This is a genomic window from Pseudomonas sp. 22189, assembly GCF_052045635.1.
Taxonomy (GTDB): domain Bacteria; phylum Pseudomonadota; class Gammaproteobacteria; order Pseudomonadales; family Pseudomonadaceae; genus Aquipseudomonas; species Aquipseudomonas parakoreensis.
The window spans coordinates 1-25884 of sequence record NZ_JBQEPG010000017.1 but is presented as its reverse complement, the minus strand read 5'-3'; the positions used below and the strand labels follow the sequence as shown (position 1 = coordinate 25884).

Here is a 25884-nt window from a genome sequence, read left to right as displayed (position 1 = left end):
GCACTTTTGCTGCCAGCGAAGGATTCATCCATGACTCAAAGCAGCAAAAAAGCTCCCTTCCTTTCTCCCCCGAGTGCGTGGCAAAGGGGAACTGGAAGGGAGCGAAGAGGTAGTGGGTTGTTCAGCGAACCCGCGCTGCTGGTCAGTGCCAGAGCCCCAGCAGGATCGTGGCGCCGATGACTGTTGCAGCTCCACCGATACGGGTCGAGATTTGGGCGAACGGCATCAGAGACATACGGTTGCAGGCAGAAAGAATTGCAACATCACCTGTACCGCCCAATCCACTGTGGCAGCTCGTGACGATGGCTGATTCGATGGGATACATTTTCAACATATTACCCACCAGGAAACCAGCCAGCGCCATCGAGACGACGACCGAGACGCAGACCATCACATAGCCAAACGAGAACACACTTGCCACGCTCTCCAATGGCACATAGAGCATTCCAAGGCCAATCATGGTTGGCCAGATGAACACAGTCGAGACCAGTTTGTAGAAGCGCTTGCTGCCTTTTTCCAAGCGATCAGGCAGTATGCGCAGGTATTTGAACAGTACAGCAACTACGATCATCATGACCGGACCGGGGATGTGCACCAGTTTCTCCAGCAGTCCGCCCAGCACAAAGAACGAGCAGATCAGGAGAACACCGGCCCCCATGTAGCGGAAGTCGATTTCTTTGTCCTCTTCCTCTTCCACCTTGAATTTATCGTTCTCTTCCTTGGCGCGAATCAGCATGCCGTCACCATTCAGATGAGGCTTGCGAACAGCCAGTCGTGCAAGCACGCCTGCGCAGATGATCGCAACTATATTACCTACAACGGCGGCGGGGACAAGTTGCGCTACGAATTGTTCAGGGGTCCCACCCAGAATATGAGCATAGGCGAGCGAGAGAGGCAAAATACCTTCACCGATACCACCGCCGATAATGGGTACGATGATGTAAAAGAGTGTGTGATGGACGCTGTACCCGAAACAAACACCCACTACGATACCCGCTAGGATCGCAGCAGCAGTACCTGCAACCAGTGGTACGAACATGCGAATCATCCCTTGAACAAGGACAGTGCGGTTCATGCCCAAGATGCTGCCAACTACTAGGCTCGCAATTACAAAGTAGAGAAAATTCGCATCTTTCATCAGCATCTTCGTGGCATCGATGGAGTTGCTGCCGAAGAAGCCGTGAAACACAAGGATGGATGGGAGCAAAAGGCAGAGAATTGCACCGCCGCCAATATCTCTCAGGATTGGGAGACGCTGGCCGATCTGTCCGAGGAGCATGCCAAGAGTCATGATCACGGCTAACCCGCCGATCATTGTTTTCGGTAACAGTCCAAAATGGGCTGACATGAAGACAATCAGCGTAATCCCGAGAAAATACGGAAAAGGTATGACGCCAATCTCGTATTGCAAGAGCGCGCTGAGTCTGCTTCTTTTGTCAGAGGCAAGGGTAACGGTGGTCATGCGCAGGTCCTCAATTATTTTTGTGTGAGGAGAATTAAAATCCGCCCGGTTCACGGTTTTCCGAGGCTGGGCACATGGTATCCTTTGCCGAACAGTAGAAAAATACGAGTTTTATGAAGGCTATGAACACGATTCATGAAGAAACTCCCCTCCCGGAGGACCTCCGAGTCTTCCTTACGGTCATCCGCAAAGCTAGCTTTGGGGGGGCCGCGGCTGAGCTTCAGCAGTCTCCAGCCTATGTAAGTAAGCGAATCAAGATCTTAGAGGAAACGCTAGGAACGAAACTCATTCATAGGTCAACCCGGCGTATTGCTCTAACAGAGAGTGGCTTGCGGGCGGAGCAATGGGCCACCAGAATCCTCAATGACATTGATGATTTCATGAGCGACCTCAGCCAGGTGCGCAAAGCTCCTAGCGGACTCCTTCATATTTGCAGCAGTTTCGGTTTTGGACGTAATTACGTGGCTCCGGCGATTGCCGATTTGGCCGTTGAGTACCCAGACCTCGAAGTCCGTATGGATGTTTTTGATCGTGTCGTCGATATTGTTGCAGAAGGTTTCGATCTCGAGATACGTGTTGGAGACGACATTCCAGGTCAGCACATAAGTCGGCAGTTGGTCGCAAATCGACGGGTCATCTGCGCCACGCCTGAATACCTGGAAGAGCGAGGCGTGCCTAAGACAATTGAGGACTTGGCCCGCCATGACTGCTTGGTTCTGAAAGAGCGAAATAATAACTTCGGTGTGTGGCAACTGCGAGATGGCCAAAAGGATGTAACCGTTCGTGTGAACGGCCAGTTGTCATCCAATAATGGGGAAATTGTCTTGCAGTGGGCTCTGAAACATCGTGGTCTGTTACTGCGCTCGATGTGGGATGTGAAGCCACTACTTGAACAAGGTCGATTGGTGCAAGTGCTTCACGATTACAGTCAAAGCGCAAATGTTTGGGCTGTTTACCCCACCAGGTTAGCTGAATCTGGGAAGCTAAGAGCGTGTGTTGAATTTCTACAGGCATGGTTTATTCGGCTCAGGGCTGAATGAACCATGCTTGCGGTCATGGTTAAATAGGGCAACCCTTGCCACGCAGTATGTCGTCAAACCTGGACGGGTCGAGTTCACCAGATGCCACTGCTTTCAGAATGGCAGCCTCTCTGTCCAGAAGTTCCGTGCAACGGGCGTGTACCTTGGCTAGTTCGTCGGTCCTTACTGCAACAACACCGTCTGCGTCACCCACAATGAGATCACCAGGGTTTACCAACATACCGGCGCAAGCGATTGGAACATTAATTTCGCCGCCTCCATCAGTACTCGGTCCTCGATGGACATAACCGAGAGCATAAACCGGCAGCTCTCCGTCCAGCCACTCTTCTCGGTCCCGGATGGCGCCATTGATGACGACACCTGCAATACCCGCCTTGATGGCCATTGCGCGCATGATGCCGCCGATGACAGCTCTGCTCAGGTCCGCGCTACCATCGATAACCAACACATCGCCAGGGCGTGCCATCTGTATGGCCTTAAGCACGAATAAGTTATCACCAGGACGAACACGCACCGTTAACGCGGTGCCGCAGAGATGGCGCAGTCCATGATAGGGCTTTAAACCGAGGCCACCAGTGTTGCGACCAAGGCAATCGCTAACAATCGCTGACGGCATCCCTTGAAAGACTTCGTGCCAATCCTTCACCAGCGATGGCGCACATGGGTTGATCAAGTAGCCTGCGGGCCAGTCACCATGACTTGTCACATTCAACATTGCAGTAGCTCCTAAGCGGGAAACTAAAGCTCCCGCTCATCAGACTGGCGTCCTATCACGCCAGCCAAGGGTTGCTCTCAAGGTGCCGTGATTCGAACTCTCGAATCTGATCCTGACGTTGCAGAGTCGTACCGATAGCATCGAGACCCAACATCAGCGCTTCTTTGCGCAATGAATCGATATTGAAGGGGATGGCTCGACCGTCCATCAACAGAATATGTTGGGCCTCAAGGTCAATCGCGATGCAAGCGCTCCCGCTTTGACTCACAACCTGGCCAATTTCTTTGAGTTCGGCTGGCGAGAGCTGAATGGTCAGTACCCCATTACGCTGGCAGTTATCATAAAAAATGCCAGCAAAAGTAGTACCGATCAGGGCACGGACACCGAGCTGCTTCAAACCCCAAACGGCATGTTCACGGCTTGAGCCACATCCAAAGTTTGGCCCGACCACCAAGAACGCGGCCTTGTTCCACGGATCTTGGTTAAGAACAAAGTCAGGGTTCGGAGCGCCATCAGGGAGAAAGCGCAGATCGAAGAACACCCCCCGGTCCAAACCGCTACGGTCGATTCCCTTCAGGAATTGCTTAGGCATGATTACGTCAGTATCGACGTTGGCCGCGAGCAGTGGTGCCGCGTAGCCCTCGACATATTTGAAAGGTTCCATGCTCAGGCCTCCAACGCCAAAGAACGTACATCAACCAGGTGGCCAGTAACTGCGGCTGCGGCAACCATTGCAGGAGACATCAGGTGAGTGCGGGCCCCAGCACCTTGACGGCCTTCAAAGTTACGGTTCGTACTGGAAGCACACCGATCACCCGGACTCAGCACGTCATCGTTCATTGCCAAGCACATGGAACAGCCGGACTGACGCCATTCGAAACCAGCATCACGAAAGATCTGTGCCAACCCTTCAGTTTCGGCCTGGTCGCGTACCAAGGTGGAGCCAGGGACGATCATCGCACGCACACCATCCGCGACCTTACGCCCTTTAACGACCCGTGCAGCATCGCGCAAATCCTCAATTCGAGCGTTGGTGCAAGAGCCGATGAAGGCGTGACTGATTTGAATGCCTTCGAGAGCAGTGCCTGGTTGCAAATCCATGTAGCGCAGTGCGCGCTGTAAGTCCTGACGGAGGATGAGGTCAGGCTCTTGCATTGGGTCCGGGACGAGGCCGGTGATTGCGCCAGCTTGATCGGGGCTGGTTCCCCAAGTGACCATCGGTTGAAGATCCCCGACATGCATCCGGACCTCTTTATCAAATGTGGCCTCTGAATCTGTATAAAGTGTTTTCCACTTTTCGACTGCAGCGGTCCACTGGGCACCTTTGGGGGCACGTGGCTTGTTCTCGAGGTAGGCGAAAACTTTTTCATCAGGAGCCATGAAGGCGCCCCGCGCACCGGCCTCAACTGCCATATTGCAGATCGTCATCCGTGCTTCAACACTCAAAGCGGTGATAGCCGGCCCGGTGAACTCAATGGCATATCCGGTGGCGCCGGCAGCGCCGATCTGGCGGATGAGTTCCATGATGATGTCTTTGGATACCAACCCGGGTCCTGGGGTCCCCTCGACTGTCACACGCATCGTTTTGAGGCGCTTGTACACGAGGGTTTGAGTAGCCAGGAGATGCTCGATCTCTGACGTGCCAATGCCAAACCCGAACGCACCAAGCGCACCGTAGGTGGTGGTATGACTATCACCGGCAGCGACAACCATGCCAGGCAGGATGAAGCCTTGTTCGGGAGCGACAACGTGCTCAATGCCTTGGCGCTTGTCCAATACGTCGAAAAGTTCGATGCCGAAATCGCGGCAGTTCTGCTCAAAGTAATTGACCTGAAGAGCACCTCCAGCGTCCGGCATTTCCGAAATACGTTCTGGCGCTGTCGGGTTTACGTGGTCTACGACACACAGGGTTGCTGACGGTCTCCAGACCTTGCGACCGGCTTCACGCAGACCGCTGAAAGCCTGAGGGCTGGTGTATTCATTGGCGACTTGGCGATCAATGTAAAGGAGCACATGGCCCTGATCGTCCAGCTCACAAACGGTATGAGAGTCGATATGCTTCTGATAAAGCGATCTTGGGCTGTTCATCGCAAGTTCGTACCCTTTGTTATTGTTCAGGCCCGAAGGCATCACGGCCACTGCAAAACAGTGTCAACAACAGGATATCGATACGAGATCATGCATCAACTAGCGCTCAGTGGAGTATGCATTCACACTTCGTGAATTGAGCGCTAATGACGAAAGATGAGGAGCGCAGAACAACCCAGCAAAAATAGAGAGAACAGACCGCACAGTACTCTCTCTGGCGCAAGATACGCCCATTTCACGCCCCAGCTGACACTCAAGACGCCGCCCAACGCCATAGCTAATCCCATCGGCCAATCCACATGGCCTCCGTGCCCGTATGTGACAAGGGTAATCATCGTGCTTGGCAGAGCAAGAGAAAGAGCCATTCCTTGCGCGGCAACCTGGGTGAACCCAAATACGCTGGTCAAGACGGGTACGGCAACTACCGAGGCACCGACTCCAAAAAATCCCCCAAGAGCACCACAGGCTCCGCCTAATACTCCCAGGCGAGGTGAGGTGGAGTGCGTAAGGGCTTTCGGTACTGCAACCAGGCGGGCCCGGACCAAATTCAGGCATGCTAGGAAAATCATCAGAATGGAAAAGCCGAACTGAATGAGTTCGGGATTCGTAGTGGTCGCTAACTTAGCCCCTAGTCCAGCACTCACTAAACCCGCACCAGCGAGCGGCAAAACCAGCGAGTAATTTACGAGCGTGCGCTGTTGGTATCGCCAAAAAGCGAGAATCAGATTTGGCGCCATCATGACCAGAGCAGTGCCTTGGGCAAGCGTCTGAGTTTGATCAAAAAAAATTGTCATTATTGGGATAGCAATGAGCCCGCCACCAATCCCAAAAAAACCTCCCAAGGCTCCCATAGCAACACCAAATATAAAATCTATCAGCAGGGAGAACACGTGATTACCTATATGCTAGAGAGCAGCTAGTTAAAAGTACCCCCAACGAGTTGTCTGCTCAACAGCGGATGGTAAATTATCAGTCTACATTTCGTGAATGATGGAACCGGGATTGCGGCTGGTTAGGTCGACTAGCGAAATTCAGCTTATGACAAAACCTACCACCCCTGAAGTACAGCGATGAGGCTTGATTGGGCGTTTGGTACAAATCGTTCGGGCTGTTATGACCAGTCATCGTGTCCTCGCGTGCTAGCCCTGTGGTTAGGAGATCCCCTTTGAATGCACGGCGGACATATCCTTCACCCCTGTATCAACAATCAATGCTGATATCAGTCTCCGGTACGGACGTGCACAAGAGCGCATACCCGGATTTAGCGCTACCGACGTCAATCAGCGGAAGGATTTTCCCGTCCAATACGGCGCACTCACAGGTTTGGCATATGCCAGCCCGACAATGGGCAGGTAATACCAGCCCCTTGGCTTCTGCGAAGCTAAGGAGGGTTCCATCTGTGGGTTGCCATGAGGCAGTGACACCTGATCTGCTGAACGTGACCTGGAATGGCCCACATTCGGGGATTTTGCGCATTTCCACTGGACTGTCAGGGGTGGCGAAGCTGTCCATATGCAGCCGATCCACAGCGTTAGCTTGAACCACGCTGTCCTTTATCTGGCGCTGAAAGCCTTCAGGCCCGCAAACATGGATGGCAGCGCCACGCTCGGCAGCGTCGGTGACTAACGCGGATATATTCGGCCTGTAGTTGATCGCGCCTTCAATTTCACTGTTCCCCTCGGTCACATGCAGGGCGATAGCACCTTGGCTTAGCTGCCCTACCAGCTTGGTGACCTCAACCCACAGCGCTAAGTCGTCGCTGGATTTCACGGTGTGCACGACCCGTACAGGATGCGGGTAACGTGCTTGCACAAGTGCTGTGAGCTTGGTGATCGTCGGGGTTATGCCTATTCCTGCGGTAATGAAGAGATTGGCTGGAGCGTCCAGACTAAACGTAACTGGCCCTGAAGGACCAGTGAGATGCAGCCACCGCCCTGTTTTCAAAGCATGAATAGCTTGGGAGCCGGCACCACTCCCCTGCTTCACCGTGATGCGTACCCGATCATCCTCGACGCCTGACACGGTATAGCGGCGCCACGTGCCATCTGTTGTCAGATGGTGAACTGCGACATGCTGCCCAGCCACAAAGCTGTCTAGCGAGCCGAGCATGGCTACAGGATCTCGTAGCCATACCGAGCGAATACCCGGAGCTTCCTCAACAATCTCAACGACTTCTGCAGGACGCGGCCAGGTAGTCAACGCAGGTGCTCTTGGAACCTTGGCTGCAATTGCCAGCCTTTCGCCGTAATGCGCCTGCGTGCTTGAAATTCTGTCGCCAGGTTGCAGCGATCCTGCTTGCTCGACCTGTGCGTAGACGCCGCAATACATGTGACCGAAATGTCGGTTCAGTTGGGCGGGAATGTTCATGTCCAATTCGCCCGTCTGCGGGTTTACCGACGTCGCTCGGCAGCGCTTGATTGGCCGGATGATCGAGAGACGGGACTGACCAAAATCCACACCTTTGCCAAGCCATCCGATTTCGGAAAATGGTTCTGCATCGATATAGATGTTGCCTCGAAAACGCATGGGGTCGATCGTTACGCCCATGAGCGTAGACAGCGCCTGCACTGTCCTCACATTGATGATGGACAATGCCGAGTCGTCAAAATCCCAATGGCCGAGAAAATCGTTTCGATGAACAATGCGTGATTGCGCACCAAAAAATTCGGCCAGTAGTTCTGGATCTGTCAGCAAATCTCCACGAGGCACTGGCTGCTTAACATGGAGCGTCGCTGCGCCCAGGCTTTGGCCAGGCAGAAAATGAACAAGCGCTGGATTGGTCGTGAGTTGCTGATACGGGGCGGCCCCGGCCGTCGTCCCACTACGGGTAATGGCTACCGCACGGTCGCCTGGAAAACCTTTTCCGTATTCCAGCGAGACACTGTCCAGCCTTTCACCTTCGAAGCCCTTTATTGGATAGCGGAACAGCGAAACGACGTGAGCCATCTGACATGCCCTCTTCACAAATTCATAGGAATCACTCGAAGCCCAGCGTGACCTGACGGGGCTGAACTTTTCGATGCATGCAATGCCGATCACCCAGTCGCTCGTCACTGATGCAAAAAAGCCACTGCCCGGAGGGGCAGTGGCCGGGTCCGCACCGAACTCCGTCAGAACAGCGCGGGATCAGGACACAGGCAATTGCATCACCCGCGTCCCGCCAGTCACGAAGCGTTGATCCAGATGGTCTTCAGCTCCGTGTACTGATCATGGGCCCAGATGGACTTGTCCCGCCCACCGAAGCCAGACTCCTTGTAACCACCGAACGGCGTAGTCACATCCCCTTCGCCGAAGCAGTTGACCGTGACCACGCCCGCACGGATTTCCCGCGAAAGGCGCAGCGCGTTGCGCAGGCTGCCGGTGTAGGCCGAGGCGGCCAGGCCGTAAACGGTGTCGTTGGCCAATTCGATCGCCTCGTCGATGGTCTCGAAGCTGGTCACGCTCAGCACCGGGCCAAAGATTTCCTCGACGAACAGTTTGTTGTCGCGGCCAACGTTGTCGACGATGGTCGGTTGCACGAACACACCTTCCTCGGTTTCGCCGCCCTGAACGATGCTGAGTTTCTGCTCGGCCGCGTATTCCAGGTACGACTTCACCTTCTCGAAGTGCGACTTGCTGACCATGGCGCCCAGGCGGTTGTCCGGGTCGAGCGGGTCGCCCAGCTTCCAGTCTTTCAGGTGCTTGGCGATCAGGCTCAGCAGTTCGTCCTTCACGTCCTTGTGGACGATCAGGCGCGAGGAGGCGGAGCAGTTCTCACCCATGTTCCAGAACGCACCCGCGGTGACGAACTGGGCCACTTCGTCCAGGTCTTCGCAGTCGTTCATGACCACGGCCGGGTTCTTGCCACCCAGCTCCAGGACGATGCGCTTGAGGTTGGACTCGGCGGCGTATTTCAGGAACAGGCGACCGGTGTCGGTGGAACCGGTGAAGCTGACCATCGGGATGTCCATGTGGCGGCCAATGGCCTCACCCACTTCACGGCCACCGCCAGGCACCAGGTTGAACACGCCAGCCGGAATGCCCGCCTCGTGGGCCAGTTCGGCCACGCGCAGGGCGCTGAGGGTGGTTTCCTTGGCTGGCTTGACCACGATCGAGCAACCGGCGGCCAGCGACGGGGCGATCTTCCAGGCCAGCATCAGCAGCGGGAAGTTCCACGGCAGTACCAGGCCGACCACGCCGATGGCTTCACGCACCACCATGGTCACGGCGGCATTGCCGGTCGGCGCGGTGGCATCGTAGATCTTGTCGATCAGCTCGGCGTGCCAGCGGATGGTGTGGATGGTTTCCGGCACGTCGACGGTCTGGCACTCGCTGACCGGCTTGCCGCTGTCCAGCGCTTCCAGCACCGCCAGCTCGTGGGCGTTGTCTTCCAGCAACTGGGCGAACTTCTGCAGCACATGCTTGCGGTCGTTCGGCTGCATTTTCGACCAGGTGCCTTCCTCGAACACACGCTTGGCTGCTGCAACAGCGACGTTGACGTCGCTGACGTCGCAGGCGGCGACCTCGGCCAACTGCTTGCCGGTGGCCGGGTTGGTGGTGACGAAGGTGCGGCCAGAGATGGCGTCGCGGAATTCACCGTCGATGAACGCCTGGGTGCGCAGTTGCAGGTCGGCGGCGATGGCCGCGTATTGATCCTTGCTCAGCAATTCAGCCATTTTTCCAGCCTCCTTATTTGATCCGGGCGATGGTGGCTTTCAGCTCGGTGACCACGCGCTGCAGCTCTTGCTTCTCGGCTGCGTCCAGGTCGTACAGCGGCTTGCGCACGCCTCCGGTGCTCAGACCGTTGAGGGCGACGCCGTATTTGATCGACTGGACGAACTTGCCACCTTCGAGGAAGTCCATCAGCGGCATCATGGCGGCCATGATCTTGCGGCCCTTGTCGAAGTTCTTCTCGATCACGCAGGCCTCGTACAGGGCCACGTGCTCGCGCGGGATGAAGTTGGAGCCGGCGCAGACCCAGCTCTGGGCGCCCCAGGCGAAGAACTCCAGGGCCTGGTCGTCCCAGCCGCACGAAAGCTGGATGTTCGGGCGCTTGATGGCCAGGCGATGCAATTGGGCCATGTCACCGGAGCTTTCCTTGATGGCGACGATGTTCTTCACATCGGCCACGGCGTCGAAAAACTCTTCACCCATGCTTACGCTCATGCGGCCCGGGTAGTTGTAGAGCATGATCGGCAGGCCAGCGGCGGCATCGACGGCTTTGACGTGCAGGGCAATTTCCTGCTGGGTCGGCAACGCGTACGGCGGGGTACCGACCAACAGCGCATCGGCCTTGATTTCCTTGGCGTGCTGGGCGAAAGCCACGGCGTCTTCGGTGCGAATGCCACCGGTACCAACGATCAGCGGCAAACGACCATGGAGCACGTCCTTGGCCTGGGCAGCCAGTTCGATGCGTTCTTGAGTGGTGTGGGCATAGTATTCACCGGTCGAGCCGCCGATGATCACGCCGTGAATCTTCGATTCGACCAAGTACTCGAGCACTTCGGCGAAGGCCGCTTTGTCGATCGAGCCGTCCGCTGCCAGTGGAGTGATTGCCGGGGTGTAGATGCCTTCAAATTTCACGGTAGATTCTCCAAGGATACATTTGGTAGTGAAAGCCGCGACGCAACGCGCCGCGACGGCTGTGTTTCAGGTCAGGCGAGCGAGGCGGCCTGTTGCAGATTCATGGATCGGGTTTCGGGTGCCAGCGCGAAGGAGAACGCCAGGCCGACGAAAGTCACTGCGGCGGCGGCGTACATGGTCGCGCCGATTCCGTAGGTATCGAGGGCAATCGGGACCAACCAGGTTCCGACCGCGGCGCCGACCCGCGACATAGAGGTGCCCACACCCACCGCACCAGCGCGAATTTCGGTAGGGAAGAGTTCGTTGGGGTAAACAAGCTGCAGCACCTGGGCACCGCCGATAAACAGTGCATAGGCGCCGAACAAGGCCAGAATCAGCATTTCCGAACCGCTACTGAATGCGCCCAGGCCCAGCAACGCCAGTCCCGACCACAGGAAGCTGTGCAGCAGCGTGGTACGCCGGCCAAGCCCGTTGATCAGGCGTGTAGCAATGATGCAGCCGACTACGAATAGACAGGTGATGGCGACAGAGCCAATCGACGCCCACTCACCTTTGAGATTGAGCGCGCCCAGAACCTTCGGGGCGAAGGCATAGACGGCAAACACCGGAATAACCGAGCAGGTCCAGAACATGGTGACGAACAACATGCGTTTGCCATAGCCGGAGTGCAGCAGGCTGAGGAACGACAGTTTTCGCGTTTTAGGCTCTTCTGGCAGGTTGCGCAGAGAGAAATCACTGCCATATACACGCTTGATGATCTGCTCGGCCTCGGCGCTGCGGCCCTTGCTGATAAGCCAGCGTGGCGACTCAGGCGTACCAAGGCGCAACATGAACAAAACGCTACCGACTACTGCTGCACTGGCCAGGACCATGCGCCAGGCATCATCGCCACCGTGGTGAAGAATCGCTTCCCCGACCATGTAGGCCACAGCTGCGCCTGCGAACCACAGTACGGTGAGGGTGGCCAGGCGAGGCCCCCGATTCTTCTTGGGCAGGAACTCAACCAACAGCGAAGTGGCCACTGGATACTCAATGCCGACAGCGATGCCGATGGCAAAGCGCAACAGGAACAGTGCCAGCGCCGACTCGACCCAGAACTGCGCGACTGAGGACAGAACGAACAGGGTCGGCCCGACGAAGAAAACGCGTTTGCGACCAAAGCGATCGGTCAACCACCCGCCGAAGAAGCCACCGAAGAAAATGCCGATCAGCGCCGAGGCCGCAATCATGCCCTGCCAAAAGCTGGACAGGCCAAGCCCTGCGGACATCTGTGCCATGGCCACGCCAACGATGCTCAGCACATAGCCGTCAACAAACGATCCGCCGCCAGAGCGTACCGTCAGAAACTGATGAAAACGATTAATAGGTACATCTTCGATTGATACATTGGAATTTGTCATTGTTTTCTCCTGCCACGACCAAAGTGCAGCCTGTTTAAGGACGAACGGGTCCGCGAAGCTGAAAACCTTATTCAGCTCCGTCTCGTCGAAGTGCACTTCGACCCTAAACAGCACGCAATAGAAACCGCAGGCCAGGCCAATTAGTGCCCGGCTAATATCAATAAGTTATAGCGTCTTACATTAACTCAGCTTTCTTTTCCGGCGCGGTACTGTCCCCATTTCAGATTCAGGTTCAAACCCAGCGATACCAAGGGCGCCGGTGGGTTAGCGCACGGTCCTGGTGCCTGGCGAACAAAGTCGATCAGTTCATTCTTCTCACCGGCCAGCCAGTCAGCCAAAAGTTTGCCGGTAGCGGTGCCGCGAGTAACACCCAAACCATTGCAGCAAAGAGCACCATAAACGTTAGGCGCCAACTCCCCAAAATACCCCATGTGATTTCGCGACATCGCCAGTGCACCGCCCCAGGTATATTCGAAGGGCATGTCTGGCAGCATCGGGAAGCGCCGTTCGAAGGCGTCACGATGACGAACCACGAAGCGTTCGAGGTATTTGCGATTGGCACGGCCGTCGGGGTTGAAACTGAAACTGTTACGGATCAACAAACGGTTGTCTGGCGTGCGACGCACCGTGGTGCCGAATGGATCAGCGGGAATGACGCCCCAGTATGGCTTGCCGCCTAGCCTCGCCTGCTCCTCTTCGTTCATCGGACGGGTCAGGCTGGCATAAGTGAACACCGGCAGCATGCGGCCTTTCAGGAAGCCGAAACTCATGCCGAAAGCGTTGGTAGTGAGCACCAGCTTGTCAGCCGTGATTGAGCCATTGGCATGCTTGAGCACGGTTTTTGCGCCGTAGTCAATTTCAGTGATCGGCGTCTGCTCATACAGCGTGACATTCGGCGGCAGATTATCTGCCAACCCTTTTACCAACGCCGAGGGCTGAATAAGGGAAGTGCCCGGAGTGAACAGGGCCTTGCGGTAGAAATGAGTGCCGATATGCTCTGGAAGCTGAGCGGCGTCAATCATCTCGTACGGCTGATCGAGTTTGTCCAAGCCGCGCCGGTAGGCATCCAGTACGGCAATGCCGCGTGGCTCTACGGCCGCTTGGTACTTGCCACAATGCTTCATCTGGCAATCGATCTGATAGCGTTCTACCAGTTCCTTGAGGAATGACTGTCCGCTGAGATTGAGCTTCAGCGTGGTTCTGGCGATGGCAATGTCACCGATGTAGTCGTCGGCGCCGATGTCATGAGGCAGGTCGATGGCAAAACCAGCATTGCGCCCCGACGAACCGAACCCCACTTCCTGAGCTTCGAGCAGCACGACCTGGTCATCCGGAAAATTCAATGCCAGCTGGCGTGCAGCGGCTAATCCGGTAAAGCCAGCGCCGACCACAACCCAACGTGCGGCGGTGTGCCCGCGGTGCGGAGCTTTGATCTGCCGTCCTTTGCTCAGGTGGTACCAACCGCACGTGGTGTCGTCGGCGGGCAACGAGGTGATCTTTGTCATTTCAGGAACCAGATATTGTTGTTAGCGTCTGTTCCTCATCACGCCTCGCCAAACCCGGCATCCTGCCGGGTGTTGGCGCGCGGTGAGCATTACTTCATAAGGCCAGTGCCACTTCCATCCCTTGGGGCGCCGCGTATTCGGCCATGCGGCGACGCGACAACTCGAAGTGCTCGCGCACAAGCTGTCCGGCAGTTTCAGGATCTCGACGCTCGATGGCCTCGATCATTTGATCGTGCTGCTGGCAGGCGAGCTCTAGGTCGCGCTGCATGTCATCTGTGGTCGGGTGTCGATAGAAGATCTTGCCAAGCCTTGTGTGGTCGATAAGAAGGCGCCGCAGGCTTGGCAACAAGTAGTCGTTATGCGCCATCCGGCCGATCTCCAGATGGAAGGCATCGTTGTAGAGCACTCGGTTTTCCACATCGCGCTCTTCGATGGCCTGGCGGAACATCGCCTGAATGGCCTTGAGCCCCTCGATCTCACGCGCAGTTGCATGGGTAGCCGCCAGCTGGGTAGTCGCTATGTAGATCAATGGCGCTGCCAGGAAAAAGCTATGCAGAGAATCGTGGTTCATCGCAGCCACGCGAGGCGCGCGATTGGCTTCCAGTTCGATGTAGCCCTCTGCTGCGATTTGTCTCAGCAATTCGCGAACCGGCGGGCGTGACAGGCCGAACTCTTCACTCAAGGCCAGCTCATCGACCACCGCGCCAGGTGCCAGCTCCATGCTCAGGATGCGCCGGCGCAAGGCATCAGCAAGGACGCCCTTGCGGTCCAGCGGCACTTCACCGATCAGTGGATGAGCCTCAGCGGTTGCTTTCATGGCGGCTTTCTTGGTTTTCATATTGTTGTGTCTACAATTTGTATAATGAATATAGGGTTCGTTAGACAATGTGTCTACTGGTTTTTCGACCATCGGTAAAGCGTGATCACGATGGCTCGAAGCTCACATTTCTGTCCGCGACAATATCATGCCAACCCACGACCATAGCGGCGCCCAGCGCAGCCGCCGCAAAGGCTCATGGCCACTGGGTTCGCGGTATTCTTTCGAAATTATCTTGGTATACACAAAGAATACAATCGCATTGACGGGGCTCGGAACCCATGCCAGTCTGAATCAAACAGTGATCGCTCCGAGTTTTGGTGAACGGTGGGGGGTTCCATGAGAGGCGGCAAAAATGAGCTGTACGAGGATCTGAAAGGCCAGATTCTGACCATGGAGCTCAGCCCCGACCAATTGCTGGACGAGTTGGGGCTAAGCGAACGATACGGGCTATCGCGTACCCCTGTCCGAGAGGTGTTTCGCCGCCTGGCGGGTGAAGGCTATCTGGACATACAGGAACATCGTGGCGCCCGAGTGGCACCGATGAACCACAACACCTTGCGTAACTTTTTCCTGGTGGCGCCCATGGTTTATGCCGCTATCGGCCGACTTGCTGTTCAAAACTACAAGCCCGCTCAACTGCGCGACCTGCATGCCACCCAGGAGCGCTTTCGCACGGCGAGCCAAATTCGCGACCCTCGGGCGATGGTCGTTGAGAACAACCGCTTCCACGAGATCATGGGCGAGATGTCTGGCAACCCTTATCTCGAACCCAGTCTTGGTCGCCTGTTAATCGACCACGCACGTATCGGCCACACCTTCTTCCGCCCACGCAATAGCGACATGGAGCGCCACCTGTGCTTGGCCGTCGAGCATCACGACAGTTTCATTGAAGCTTTCAGCCGGCATGACGAAGGCGCGGTCGTCGATTTGGTGTTTGAACACTGGGAGCTGTCGCGCTGCAACATGCAGCTGTTTATCGCCCCGCAAAGCCTGGTTGAAGACGTTGCACGCGATGTCAACAGCGGCTGACAAGCGCCCGTAAGACAAGTATTGCATTACCGCCATGGACGGACGTTGGCCGACCATGGATGCACGCAGGTGAAATTCAACAAAAACAGGGCACAACGCCCAGCCACCACATGCAGGAGTTCAACATGAATCGTATCCGCAAGGCACTGTGCGCAATCGCGATGATCGGTTTAGGGCTGTGCCAGGCCCATGCCGAAGAAAAGGTCATCAACATGGGCACCTTATCCTGGGAAGACCTCACGCCCATCACCGGTATCACCAAGAAAGTACTGGAGGACGCCGGCTACACCGTCAAGGTGACTTCGTTCTCGGAGTGGGGCATCGCTTATGCGGCCCTGAGCAAGGGTGACGTGCAGATCCTCGCCTCGCAGATCGACTACGTGGCCCAGGATTTCTGGAACCGTAATAAGAGCCGCCTAGAAAAGATTTCGCCAGTTTCCCACGGGCTGTACCAGGCGATCGCTGTGCCCAAATACGTGCCAATCGACTCGATTGAGCAGCTCAACGAAAACGCCGACAAGTTCGGCAACAAGATCGTCGGTATTGAACCCGGCTCGGGCTTGATGAGCGACGCAGCCAAGGCAGTTAAAGCTTATGACCTGAAACTCAACCTGCTCGAAGGTAGCACAGCGGCCATGACCGCCGCGCTCAAATCGGCGGTCGATCGCAAGGAATGGGTAGCCGTGACCCTCTGGGAGCCGACTTGGATGGCCCTCAAATACGACACCAAATTCCTCAAGGATCCGAAAGGCGTATTCGCTCCAGCGCAAGGCTACTACTGGATTGGGCAGAAAGGCTTCTCAGCGGAGAACCCCCAGGCCCGTGAAGTAATCGCTAGCGTTTATGTACCGCTGGCGGACATCAGTGCGATCAACAGCGCAGTGAACGATGGCAAGACCATGGACCAAGCCGTGAAGGATTGGACCGACAGTCATGCCGATCTGCTCAAGCGCTGGGAAAACATCAAAAAATACTGACAGCAGCGTTTTACTTTTGCCACTGCCGAACTTGAAACAAGAACACACCAGAAAACTCTGGTTCGGGTGCACACATGAATACCACTGACGTTGTTGAAACACTGGTGGATTGCCGCGGTGTCTGGAAGATCTTCGGCGACCGCGCGCCTGCCGCTATGCAGGCCTACCGCGAGCGAGGCCTAACAAAAACTCAGATTCTTCAGGATTACGGCTGCGTGGTGGGCGTCTCCAATGTCGACCTGCAAGTACGTCGAGGAGAGATCTTCTGCATCATGGGCCTTTCTGGCAGTGGCAAGTCCACGCTGATCCGCCTGCTCAACCGCCTCATTGTCCCCACAAGTGGCGAAATTCTGGTTAAGGGTCGCGACATAGCACAACTGGACGCCGCAGCGCTGCGCGAGGTCCGTGCCAAACATATCGGCATGGTTTTTCAGAGCGTTGCCTTGCTGCCACATCGCACAGTGTTAGAAAACGCGGCCTTCGGCCTGGAAGTGCAAGGCCTGTCCAAGGGCAAACGCCATGAGGTGGCCGGACGCGCTTTGGCCAAGGTTGGGCTGAGCGATTGGGCCAACCGCTACCCCGCCGAATTGTCCGGCGGCATGCAACAGCGTGTCGGTCTTGCCCGGGCAATCGCTTCCGACCCTGAGGTGATACTCATGGACGAGCCGTTCAGCGCCCTGGACCCGCTAATCCGTCGGCAGCTGCAGGACGAGTTCAGGGAACTCACCAAGTCCCTGGGCAAATCCGCTGTGTTCATCACCCACGACCTCGAGGAGGCCATTCGCATCGGCGACCGTATCGCCATCATGAAAGATGGGGTGATCATCCAGGAAGGCACCGCCGAGGATATCGTGCTCAATCCGGCCGATGACTATGTAGCCGAATTCGTTGCAGGGATTTCACGCCTGCACTTGGTCAAAGCTCATTCCATAATGCAACCGCTGGCGGAATACAGTGCCCGCTACCCGCACGAAAATCCGGAGCAATTGCAATGTGCCGCCCCGGAGAGCGACCTGGATTCCCTGATCAACCTGTTGATTCGCTCGGGTCACGATGCAGTCGGCGTGCGTGAGAATGGAATGTTGCTGGGAGTGATAAGCCAGCGTGACTTGCTGCGCGCCGTTCAAGGTGTAAGAGATGACGAGGCCCCTATGCAGGCGCGCACGTCCGTGGGGGGTCTCGCATGAACCCCGAAGACTTTGCCTCTGCCTTCGATGAGCGCGTCGACAATGCCTTGATGTGGCTATCCGACAATGCCGCTGGCCTGTTCGACCTGTTCAACGACCTGCTCAAAGCCCTGTACCAGGCTGTCTACACGGTATTGGAGGTACCACCTTTCTATGCCGTGGCATTGGTGTTCGCACTTCTGGCATGGCGCCTGGCCGGGTGGCGCTTTTCGCTTGGCACCTTCTTGGCACTACTAATGTGCGCGCTGATGGGCTTGTGGCCGCAAACCATGATCACCCTGGCGTTGGTGCTTACCGCCACCAGCCTGGCGTTGATAATCGGTATTCCCTGTGGGGTAGCGGCCGGCCTTTCACCTGCAGTGAATCGCGTCTGTGACCCGGCCATGGACCTGATCCAGACATTACCGCCCTACATCTATCTGCTTCCTGCCATCGCACTGCTGGGCTACGGCACTGGTACAGCACTCGTGGCTACGGTCATCGTGGCCGTGCCGCCAGTGCTACGTCTCACCGCGCTAGGCATCCGCATGACACCAAAGGCGTTTCTGGAGTTGGGGAACGCAAGCGGTACTACCGGTTGGCAACAATTCGCCAAGATCCGCTTGCCGTTCGCCATGCCTAGCATCATGACAGGTATCAACCAAAGCCTGATGATGGCCTTCGGCATGGTGGTCATCGCAGGGATCGTCGGCTCTGGAGGGCTTGGAGAAGTAATCTACAGCGCCATCCGGACGCTGGACATCGCCCGCTCGATCAACGCCGCCATCGCCATCGTGATCCTCACCCTGATCCTCGATCGGCTGGCCCAGAGCGGCATCCGCACCGCCGAGGAGGCGCGTCATGGCGCTCACTGAAATGAACATCTCTCCCGGCGCCTACCTGGCGCCCCTGTTCGACTGGCTGAACACCAACATGCATGGGCTGTTCGCGGTCATAAGCCGCTTCGTCGAGACCATGCTAGGCGCGGTCGAGGCGCTGCTGTTATTGCCACCGGCTTACGCAATGATTGCCGGCGTATGCATTTTGACAGGGCTGTTCATCAACCTACGCACCGCTGGGCTTGCAGGTGTGCTGCTGGGCTTTTGCTGGCTCAGTGGTTTCTGGACCGCTTCCATGCAGACCATCGCCTTGGTGTCAGTGGCTGTACTGATTGCCGTTGCCGTGGCCTTCCCGCTGGGCATCCTTGCAGCTCGGGTAAAACGCTTCGACAACGCCTTGAGCCCGCTGCTGAACGTGATGCAGACCGTGCCGCCATGGGTGTACTTGATCCCGGCTGTGATCATCTTCAGCCTGGGCAAGGTGCCAGCGATCATGGCGACAATCGTTTATGGCATTCCGCCAATGCTGCGTCTGACCACGCTCGGCTTCCGCCAGGTACCCAAAGACTTGCTGGAGCTTGGCCAGGCCACCGGTGCAAAACCCCGCACCATCTTGTTCAAGATCGAGTTTCCCAGTGCCATGCCTACCCTGCTGGTTGGCCTCAATCAGTGCATCCTCATGTCGCTGGCCATGGTCGTTCTGGCCGGGTTGGTCGGTGCAGGCGGCCTGGGCGCCGAAGTTACCCGCGGCCTGACGCGCATGGAAATGGGGCTAGGCCTACGTGCGGGCTTGGCTATCGTCGCCGTGGCTCTATTACTCGACCGGCTCTCACGAGGCCTGCTCAGCCGTCGGGCTGGGCCACAACTTCAGTAAGGCCGGGAAAACACGGCGGGCCGTTCTGGCCCGCCACAACTTTTTGCATGATCAAAGAGAAACACCGTTGCGTCCAACTCGTAGCTTCAGTAATGCCCTGAATGGGCACAATTCACGTTTCACCCACTCGATCGAACAGCCCAGCCATCAACAAACGCGCGTGGGCTTTCTGTTGCTCGAGCACTTCTCGCTGTTGGCGTTTACTCAGGCCCTGGACACTCTGGTTACTGCCAATCTGATTCAGCCAGAAACCTGTGTGAGTACCACCTTCAGCTTGGACGGCCAGTCAGTAATCAGTGACCTGGGTATCGATATCTCTCCAGCAGCAGCATTGGAGAAAAGCCTCAAGCTACCCTTGGATTTGCTGATGGTTTGCGGTGGCCTGCGTACCGCGCTTGTAGCTTCCGCTGACTTGAGCGCATGTCTGCAGGGCCTGGCAAGAAAGGGAGTTGCATTGGCCGGACTGTGGAACGGCACCTGGTTCCTAGGGCAGTCGGGGTTGCTTGACGGCTACCGCTGCGCTGTTCATCCGGAGCACCGTGGGGCCGTAGCAGAAATCGCCCATCACAGTCACGTAAGCACAGACAGCTTCGTCGTCGACCGTGACCGCTTGAGCGCGGCGAGTCCTGCAGGCGCGTTTAACATGGTGCTTGAGTGGTTGGGGCAAAGAAGAGGCACGGCGTTGACCGATGGCGTTACCGCCATCCTGGCTTTCGAGGCGTCCCGCTACCGGCGCACTGTCCCGACCCCCCACACCAACATCAGTGAGCCGCTACGTGAAGCGATCAGCCTGATGGCCGCGAACATCGAAGAGCCCCTGAGCCAGGATCAGATAGCCGAATACGTAGGTCGCTCGAAGCGCCAGATCGGACGCTTGTTCCAGCATCAGCTGGGGACTACTCCTGTGCGCTACTATCTGGAGCTACGCATCACCGAAAGCCGACGGCTGCTGCAGTATTCCGACCTGCCTCTATTGGGCGTGGCCGTGGCATGCGGGTTCGTCTCTGCAAGCCACTTCAGCAAGTGCTATGCGTCGTTCTTCGGATACAGTCCTTCTAAAGAAAAACGCTTTGCCTGCGTGAAAAGCATGCAGCGCGAACCCAGTTGACGCAGAGCCCGCGCGCAGACGTTCTGCAAACGGGCTTTCCATGTCACGCAGCTTCTGTCGTCGACAGCGGCATCACCTGCCCATGGCGCCGGCTGTTGATCACACCTATTACCAAGATCACCAGGGCCAAGCCGATGGTTAGCGATACCTCCAATCGATGTTGGGGCATCACGAACATCACGCCCAAGGCGAAAATGATGAAGCTAATCACCCCATAGGTCAGCCATGGGTAGAGCCACATCTTGAAGGCAATAGCTTGGTGCTGCTTTTCTAGCACGGCTCGCATGCGTAGCTGGGAAAAAGCGATGGCGAGATATACCAGCAGAGCAATCGACCCCGAGCTGGCCAACAGAAATGCAAACACCTCGGAAGGAGCAAAGTAGTTGATGATGGTGGTCACCATTCCAATCAGTGTGCTGCCTATCACGGCAGTCCGAGGTACACCGGCTCGCGAAGTACGGCCTATGGAAACCGGTGCATCTCCGCGCTTGGCAAGAGAGAACAACATGCGCGAAGCGATGTAGATGGATGAGTTCAGACAGCTGGCCACCGCCACTAGCACCACAATGTCCACCATCAGCTTGGCATAGGGAATGTTCATGATCTCCAAAGCCCGTTGATAGGAACCATGAAGTGGCAGCAGCGGATCATTCCATGGCACCACCGATATAATGATGAAGATAGAAAGCAGGTAGAACACGCTTATCCGCCAGATCACCGAGCGTGTGGCCTTGGCGATATTTCGGGCGGGGTCGGCAGATTCGGAAGCGGCGATAGTGACCGCTTCGGTGCCGAGGTAGCTGAACATGGTGGTGAGCAGGGCACCAATGATGGCCGTCCAGCCATTGGGCATGAAACCACCATGGGCGCTCATCAGACTCGCCAGACCGCTGACCTCGCGTGCCGGCAGTGCCCCTGCCAGAGCGAATCCGCCAAGTGCGATGAAGGCAACGATCGCGATCACCTTGAGCATTGCGAACCAGAATTCGAACTCACCGTACTTGGCTACGCTGAACAGGTTTGTGGCGGTGAGCAGCACTGTCATCGACAACGCGAAGCACCAGGGTTGAACCCCGGGAAACCAGTTGTTGAGCACGACGCCGGCAGCAATCGCCTCGATCGGAATCACCAGCACCCAGAACCACCAATACAGCCAGCCAATGGTGAAACCGGCCCAGCGCCCGATTGCACGATCTGCATAAGTGGAAAAGGAACCGGTGTCAGGACTCGCCACCGCCATCTCGCCTAGCATGCGCATTACCAGCACTACGAGAGCGCCAGCAAGCGCATAGGCAATGATCGCTGCCGGACCTGCCGCAGCGATCGCTTGTCCGGAACCTACGAATAAACCCGCGCCGATCACTCCGGCAATCGACAACATAGTCACATGTCGAGGCTTGAATCCCTGCGCCAACTGATCGCTGGCTTTCCCAGACGTCGTCATAGTCATTATGTTCCCTGCTTTTGCTCTTGTTATGGGTAGGGTGCAGTGCCAGGGCACGTCACCGCTTAACCATAGAGAGCGAAAACAGGACTCAATTGACTGGTTCGGACACCAAATGGAGTGAGCCGGACATATCCCGGGCTACACAGCGTCAGTGAGATGATGGTTTGCAGCGGGCGCTCAACACAGTGGCCAGCACCACTAGCGCCGCCCCAGCACCCATGCGCAGTGAAGGCTGTTCGCCAAATATCCACCAAGCACAAGCGATGGCATACACAGGCTCCAGGGCGATGATCATCCCAGCCGTGCGCGCCTGCAGGCCATCCAGGCTCTTTACGAAAAGAAATTGCGAAAGCCCGGTACAGAAAACGCCCAGCAGCGCCAGGTTTACCCAGTCATCAGCCCGCAGGCTGGCAGTGGCGAGGTGGCTAAACGCAAAGGGGATCATCAGCGCTGCCACTACCACGTTCTGCCAAAACGCGATCTGCAGGGCGTTCATACCCCCTGTGTGGCGACGGTTAGCCACCGCCAGCAGTGCGAATGACAAGCCCGAAGCCAACCCCCAGACCAAACCGACAGTACCCTTGTCGAGCAGGTCGAATGAAGGAACCACCAACACCAGCCCAGCTGTCACCATCAGCAGCAGCAGGCCTTCGGTTCTAGCGATACGCTCGCGAAACAGCAGCAAGTCCACGAGAGCGATGAACGCGGGGAAGCTGGCGAAGCCGAGCGTAGCGACTGCTACGCCCCCCACTTTCACAGCAATGAAGAACGTAACCCAGTGGGCGGCCAATAAAGTGCCAGTGAGGCCAATGACCGGTAGATTGCGCCAGCTCAGGGCATCCAACAGACGAGTGCCCTTGAGGCCAGCAACAAACCCAAGGGCAATGAAGGCAAATGTCGCTCGGCCGAAAGTAATGACGCTGGCATCGGCGAGAATCAACGCCCCGAGGATACCGGTAAGCCCAAACAGCACCGCAGCGACGTGTGCGGCGAGCAAAACATTGCGATGACCGGTGGATACACCGGTGCTGGAAGCAGAAGTAGCGATCATGGCAGTCAAGTCTTCAATAAGCGCGCGAACGCGTTCCGCGCGGCGCGGCGCGGCGTTAGAAACGTAGTAAGTTCTATTTTTTTAGGAGTGCTACCGGATTGCCGGTGCAAGGGCGCCGCAGCATTGGAGTTGTAAGACGAGGCTGCTTACTCGAAAACTGCAACGGCTGGCCTATGGCGCGAGGCAAGCCGTTATGTGAATTATTGAAGGTAAAAAACTTGATCGACCGTTTGGGGAGGACAAGATCTTGTCTAAACCGGACGTGGAGCATGTCCTAAGTTGACATTGCCTAAGCGGCGCATGGTCCTGCCTGGAGCGTTCATGAACACCTAGGTTCACGCTGCTTCAGAGTTTTCTGTCTGCTCCAGGGCCCCGATACTGTCCGCCTCGGGACGTTTTCACTCCATCATCGAAGACAACCCGGTGTTTATGGACTGGATAATCGCACTGGCACATGCCTCCCAGACCCAATTATCTGAGGGATTTGGTACCTCGTGTCATTGCAACGTACAGGTCCTTAGCGTCAAGGGAGTCTGCGTCCAGGATGACCGCATGATCAAACTCCAGCCCCTTAACCAACAGTGTGGTCCCAATGAGCTTCTTGTGCCGGGTAGGTCAGGGTGGTTGGGCGAGGCCGCGGTTGGTTTTCCGCCATAAAAACCAGGTCGACGGCGATAGCCTGTTTACGAACGCAACCCCTATGCCTGCATCAAACGACCGAGTCGATTTCGCCCGCATGTCTCTCGCAGCTCACGTAGGTCATCATGAATTTTGCGGTAGCCGTACACGCCTCCGCTTTCGAGCCAAGCATGTTCGATCAAGCCAAGCAGACGATGACCTTCTTTTGCTCGGGCAGACTGAAGCTCGGCCAACCAGGCGTAGTAGCCGCTGGGATCCACCTTTAGGGTTTGGCAAAGGCGCCGCACCGGGTAATCCGTCGAGTGCTTCTGGAGTGGTCTACTAACCCCGAGCCATCCCATCCTGGCTCCAAGTCGAGCAGGCCCCGTATTTTGGACAGCAGGCTGTTTTTGAGAGTGTGGGCCGGACGGAAGTCGTAAAGCGGAAACTGATTGACCTTCGACTGTCCGCGTAGCGTGCTCTCCACCTGCCTACCACCCAACAGGTTTCGCGAGGCCCATGTGTAGGAGACGGTGAAGCAGTCAGTACTTTTCACCGTTCTCTGAACCGGCTAAAGCGAAATTCAGATTTTCTATGGACATTAGTTTTCCGCGACAAGTCCATACAAAACAATCAGTTAAATCAATGTCCATGACTGACAATTAGTCGGTATAGCCACAACGTGTAAGCGTTACGTCCAAGAAAAAGCCGCGTTTGATACGCGGCTTTTTTGTGCCTGAAATTTACTGCTGAACATATTTCCCCTGTGGGAGCGATGTGGGGTCAGGCCTTTTTAGTGCGTGGCAAGAAGATCGCCAGCACGCCAAACAACGGCAAAAACGAGCACAGGAAATACACGTACTCAATCCCGTGCACATCCGCCAGATGCCCGAGCAACGCCGCACCGATCCCGCCAAAACCGAACATCAAGCCGAAGAACACCCCGGCAATCATCCCGACATTACCCGGCACCAGTTCCTGCGCGTAAACCACAATCGCCGAGAACGCCGAGGCGAGGATGAAGCCGATCACCACACTGAGGACAGAGGTCCAGAACAGATCGACGTGCGGCATCAGCAAGGTGAACGGTGCCACGCCGAGGATCGAAAACCAGATCACCGCTTTACGCCCGATCTTGTCGCCAATCGGCCCGCCAAAGAACGTCCCCGCCGCCACCGCACCGAGAAACAGGAACAGGTGCAACTGCGAACTGGCCACCGACAGGTCAAACTTCTCGATCAGGTAGAAGGTGAAATAGCTGGTGAGGCTGGCCATGTAGAAATACTTGGAAAACACCAGCAAGCCGAGCACCACCAGCGCACTGATCACCCTGCCCTTCGACAGCCCGTGAGTCGCCGCCTGCCCGGCCTTGAGCTTGAACAGGTTCAAGTGATGGGCGTACCAGCGACTGATGCGGTACAGCACGAACAGCGCAAACACCGCGAACAGACCGAACCACGCCACGTTGCCCTGACCGAACGGAATGATGATCGCCGCCGCCAGCAACGGGCCGAATGCAGAGCCTGCGTTACCGCCGACCTGAAAGGTCGATTGCGCCAGACCAAAGCGTCCACCCGAGGCCAGCCGGGCAATTCGCGAGGCTTCGGGATGAAAGGTCGAGGAACCGATACCGATCAATGCCGCCGCCAGCAGAATCAATGGAAAACTGCCGACCACCGACATCATCACGATGCCGATCAGCGTGCAGATCGAGCCCGCCGGCAACAGCCACGGTTTTGGATGGCGGTCAGTGTGATAACCGACCCACGGCTGCAGCAGCGATGCGGTCAACTGGAAGGTCAGCGTGATCAGCCCGACCTGAGTGAAGCTCAAGCCATAGTTGGCTTTGAGCATCGGATAGATCGACGGCAGCACTGACTGAATCAGGTCGTTGATCAAATGCGCCAGCGCCACCGCGCCGATGATACGCATCACCAACGGGCTGCTTTGGGAAGGAGAGGACGCCGAGGCAGCGGCGGTCTGAGCGTTGCTGATAGCCATGGAAGTTTCCGTACAGCAGATGGGTGCACGCGGGCAGGTGCGTCAATGTGCCATTTTTCGGTGCACCAACGCCATCCCCTTAGCCAGCTAACTAATCAACCGAATAACAAACCAATCTCTGTAGGAGCTGCCGAAGGCTGCGATCTTTTGATCTTTGTTTTTAAGATCAAGATCAAGATCAA

21 protein-coding genes and 1 pseudogene are annotated in these 25884 nt (G+C 56.6%); 7 read left to right on the top strand and 15 right to left on the bottom strand.

The genetic code is table 11. From position 1 onward, the window contains the following. Positions 1-142: 142 nt before the first annotated feature. Positions 143-1462, bottom strand: a complete 1320-nt coding sequence (locus tag ACTJKS_RS18695) for a 2-hydroxycarboxylate transporter family protein (protein ID WP_440815827.1) — start codon at positions 1460-1462, stop codon at positions 143-145. Between the two features lie 122 nt (positions 1463-1584). On the opposite strand from ACTJKS_RS18695, the gene ACTJKS_RS18690 reads away from it, so the two are divergent. After that, positions 1585-2502 carry a LysR substrate-binding domain-containing protein gene (locus ACTJKS_RS18690; RefSeq protein ID WP_045154730.1) on the top strand — a complete coding sequence of 306 codons (918 nt, stop codon included), beginning with the start codon at positions 1585-1587 and terminating at the stop codon, positions 2500-2502. Positions 2503-2521: 19 nt separating this feature from the next. Here the strand turns inward: ACTJKS_RS18690 and ACTJKS_RS18685 are convergent, their stop codons facing one another. The 10 genes from ACTJKS_RS18685 to ACTJKS_RS18640 all read right to left on the bottom strand — a co-directional run bounded on the left by ACTJKS_RS18685 (position 2522) and on the right by ACTJKS_RS18640 (position 14589). Beyond that, positions 2522-3217, bottom strand: coding sequence for an RraA family protein (locus ACTJKS_RS18685; protein ID WP_045154616.1), 696 nt, complete (start codon positions 3215-3217; stop codon positions 2522-2524). A gap of 55 nt (positions 3218-3272) precedes the next feature. Beyond that, positions 3273-3887, bottom strand: a complete 615-nt coding sequence (leuD, locus tag ACTJKS_RS18680; RefSeq protein ID WP_440828970.1) for a 3-isopropylmalate dehydratase small subunit — start codon at positions 3885-3887, stop codon at positions 3273-3275. Continuing rightward, the gene (gene leuC, locus ACTJKS_RS18675) at positions 3884-5305 is read right to left on the bottom strand and encodes a 3-isopropylmalate dehydratase large subunit (RefSeq protein ID WP_440815832.1); all 1422 of its coding nucleotides are present in this window, start codon (positions 5303-5305) and stop codon (positions 3884-3886) included. The genes leuD and leuC overlap by 4 nt, the downstream gene beginning before the upstream one ends. 143 nt (positions 5306-5448) lie before the next feature. Continuing rightward, positions 5449-6195 carry a sulfite exporter TauE/SafE family protein gene (locus ACTJKS_RS18670; RefSeq protein ID WP_440815834.1) on the bottom strand — a complete coding sequence of 249 codons (747 nt, stop codon included), beginning with the start codon at positions 6193-6195 and terminating at the stop codon, positions 5449-5451. A 310-nt stretch (positions 6196-6505) separates the two neighbouring features. Continuing rightward, positions 6506-8344 carry an MOSC domain-containing protein gene (locus tag ACTJKS_RS18665; RefSeq protein ID WP_440815837.1) on the bottom strand — a complete coding sequence of 613 codons (1839 nt, stop codon included), beginning with the start codon at positions 8342-8344 and terminating at the stop codon, positions 6506-6508. A gap of 125 nt (positions 8345-8469) precedes the next feature. Then, positions 8470-9960 carry an aldehyde dehydrogenase gene (locus tag ACTJKS_RS18660; RefSeq protein WP_440815840.1) on the bottom strand — a complete coding sequence of 497 codons (1491 nt, stop codon included), beginning with the start codon at positions 9958-9960 and terminating at the stop codon, positions 8470-8472. Between the two features lie 13 nt (positions 9961-9973). Continuing rightward, positions 9974-10867, bottom strand: coding sequence for a dihydrodipicolinate synthase family protein (locus ACTJKS_RS18655; RefSeq protein ID WP_440815842.1), 894 nt, complete (start codon positions 10865-10867; stop codon positions 9974-9976). A gap of 71 nt (positions 10868-10938) precedes the next feature. Beyond that, positions 10939-12267: an MFS transporter gene (locus ACTJKS_RS18650; protein WP_054884802.1), complete on the bottom strand. Its 1329-nt coding sequence runs from the start codon at positions 12265-12267 to the stop codon at positions 10939-10941. Between the two features lie 185 nt (positions 12268-12452). Beyond that, positions 12453-13772: an NAD(P)/FAD-dependent oxidoreductase gene (locus ACTJKS_RS18645; protein WP_440815844.1), complete on the bottom strand. Its 1320-nt coding sequence runs from the start codon at positions 13770-13772 to the stop codon at positions 12453-12455. A 94-nt stretch (positions 13773-13866) separates the two neighbouring features. Next, complete coding sequence (locus ACTJKS_RS18640; RefSeq protein WP_054884850.1) at positions 13867-14589, bottom strand: GntR family transcriptional regulator; 723 nt, start codon at positions 14587-14589, stop codon at positions 13867-13869. A 339-nt stretch (positions 14590-14928) separates the two neighbouring features. On the opposite strand from ACTJKS_RS18640, the gene ACTJKS_RS18635 reads away from it, so the two are divergent. From ACTJKS_RS18635 to ACTJKS_RS18610, 6 genes are all read left to right on the top strand, one after another. Next, a complete protein-coding gene (locus ACTJKS_RS18635; RefSeq protein WP_440815847.1) occupies positions 14929-15621 on the top strand; it encodes a GntR family transcriptional regulator in 693 nt (230 codons plus the stop codon). A gap of 125 nt (positions 15622-15746) precedes the next feature. Beyond that, the gene (locus ACTJKS_RS18630) at positions 15747-16598 is read left to right on the top strand and encodes a glycine betaine ABC transporter substrate-binding protein (protein WP_172224969.1); all 852 of its coding nucleotides are present in this window, start codon (positions 15747-15749) and stop codon (positions 16596-16598) included. 74 nt (positions 16599-16672) lie between these two features. Continuing rightward, entirely contained in the window at positions 16673-17785 is a 1113-nt protein-coding gene (locus tag ACTJKS_RS18625) for a quaternary amine ABC transporter ATP-binding protein (protein WP_440815851.1), read from the top strand. After that, complete coding sequence (locus ACTJKS_RS18620) at positions 17782-18639, top strand: ABC transporter permease (protein WP_440815853.1); 858 nt, start codon at positions 17782-17784, stop codon at positions 18637-18639. Before ACTJKS_RS18625 ends, ACTJKS_RS18620 begins: the two co-directional genes overlap by 4 nt. After that, positions 18626-19477, top strand: a complete 852-nt coding sequence (locus ACTJKS_RS18615) for an ABC transporter permease (RefSeq protein WP_440815856.1) — start codon at positions 18626-18628, stop codon at positions 19475-19477. Before ACTJKS_RS18620 ends, ACTJKS_RS18615 begins: the two co-directional genes overlap by 14 nt. Before the next feature lie 67 nt (positions 19478-19544). After that, on the top strand, positions 19545-20585 hold the full coding sequence (locus tag ACTJKS_RS18610; RefSeq protein WP_397462299.1) for a GlxA family transcriptional regulator: 1041 nt from the start codon (positions 19545-19547) through the stop codon (positions 20583-20585). Positions 20586-20628: 43 nt separating this feature from the next. Here the strand turns inward: ACTJKS_RS18610 and gabP are convergent, their stop codons facing one another. The 4 genes and pseudogenes from gabP to ACTJKS_RS18590 all read right to left on the bottom strand — a co-directional run bounded on the left by gabP (position 20629) and on the right by ACTJKS_RS18590 (position 25702). After that, positions 20629-22035 carry a GABA permease gene (gabP, locus tag ACTJKS_RS18605; protein ID WP_440828964.1) on the bottom strand — a complete coding sequence of 469 codons (1407 nt, stop codon included), beginning with the start codon at positions 22033-22035 and terminating at the stop codon, positions 20629-20631. A 145-nt stretch (positions 22036-22180) separates the two neighbouring features. Beyond that, positions 22181-23083, bottom strand: coding sequence for a DMT family transporter (locus ACTJKS_RS18600; protein ID WP_440815862.1), 903 nt, complete (start codon positions 23081-23083; stop codon positions 22181-22183). A gap of 620 nt (positions 23084-23703) precedes the next feature. After that, positions 23704-24036 (bottom strand): annotated as a pseudogene (locus ACTJKS_RS18595) (IS3 family transposase); the annotation flags it as partial. Between the two features lie 448 nt (positions 24037-24484). After that, entirely contained in the window at positions 24485-25702 is a 1218-nt protein-coding gene (locus ACTJKS_RS18590) for an MFS transporter (RefSeq protein WP_041072489.1), read from the bottom strand. Positions 25703-25884 lie beyond the last annotated feature (182 nt).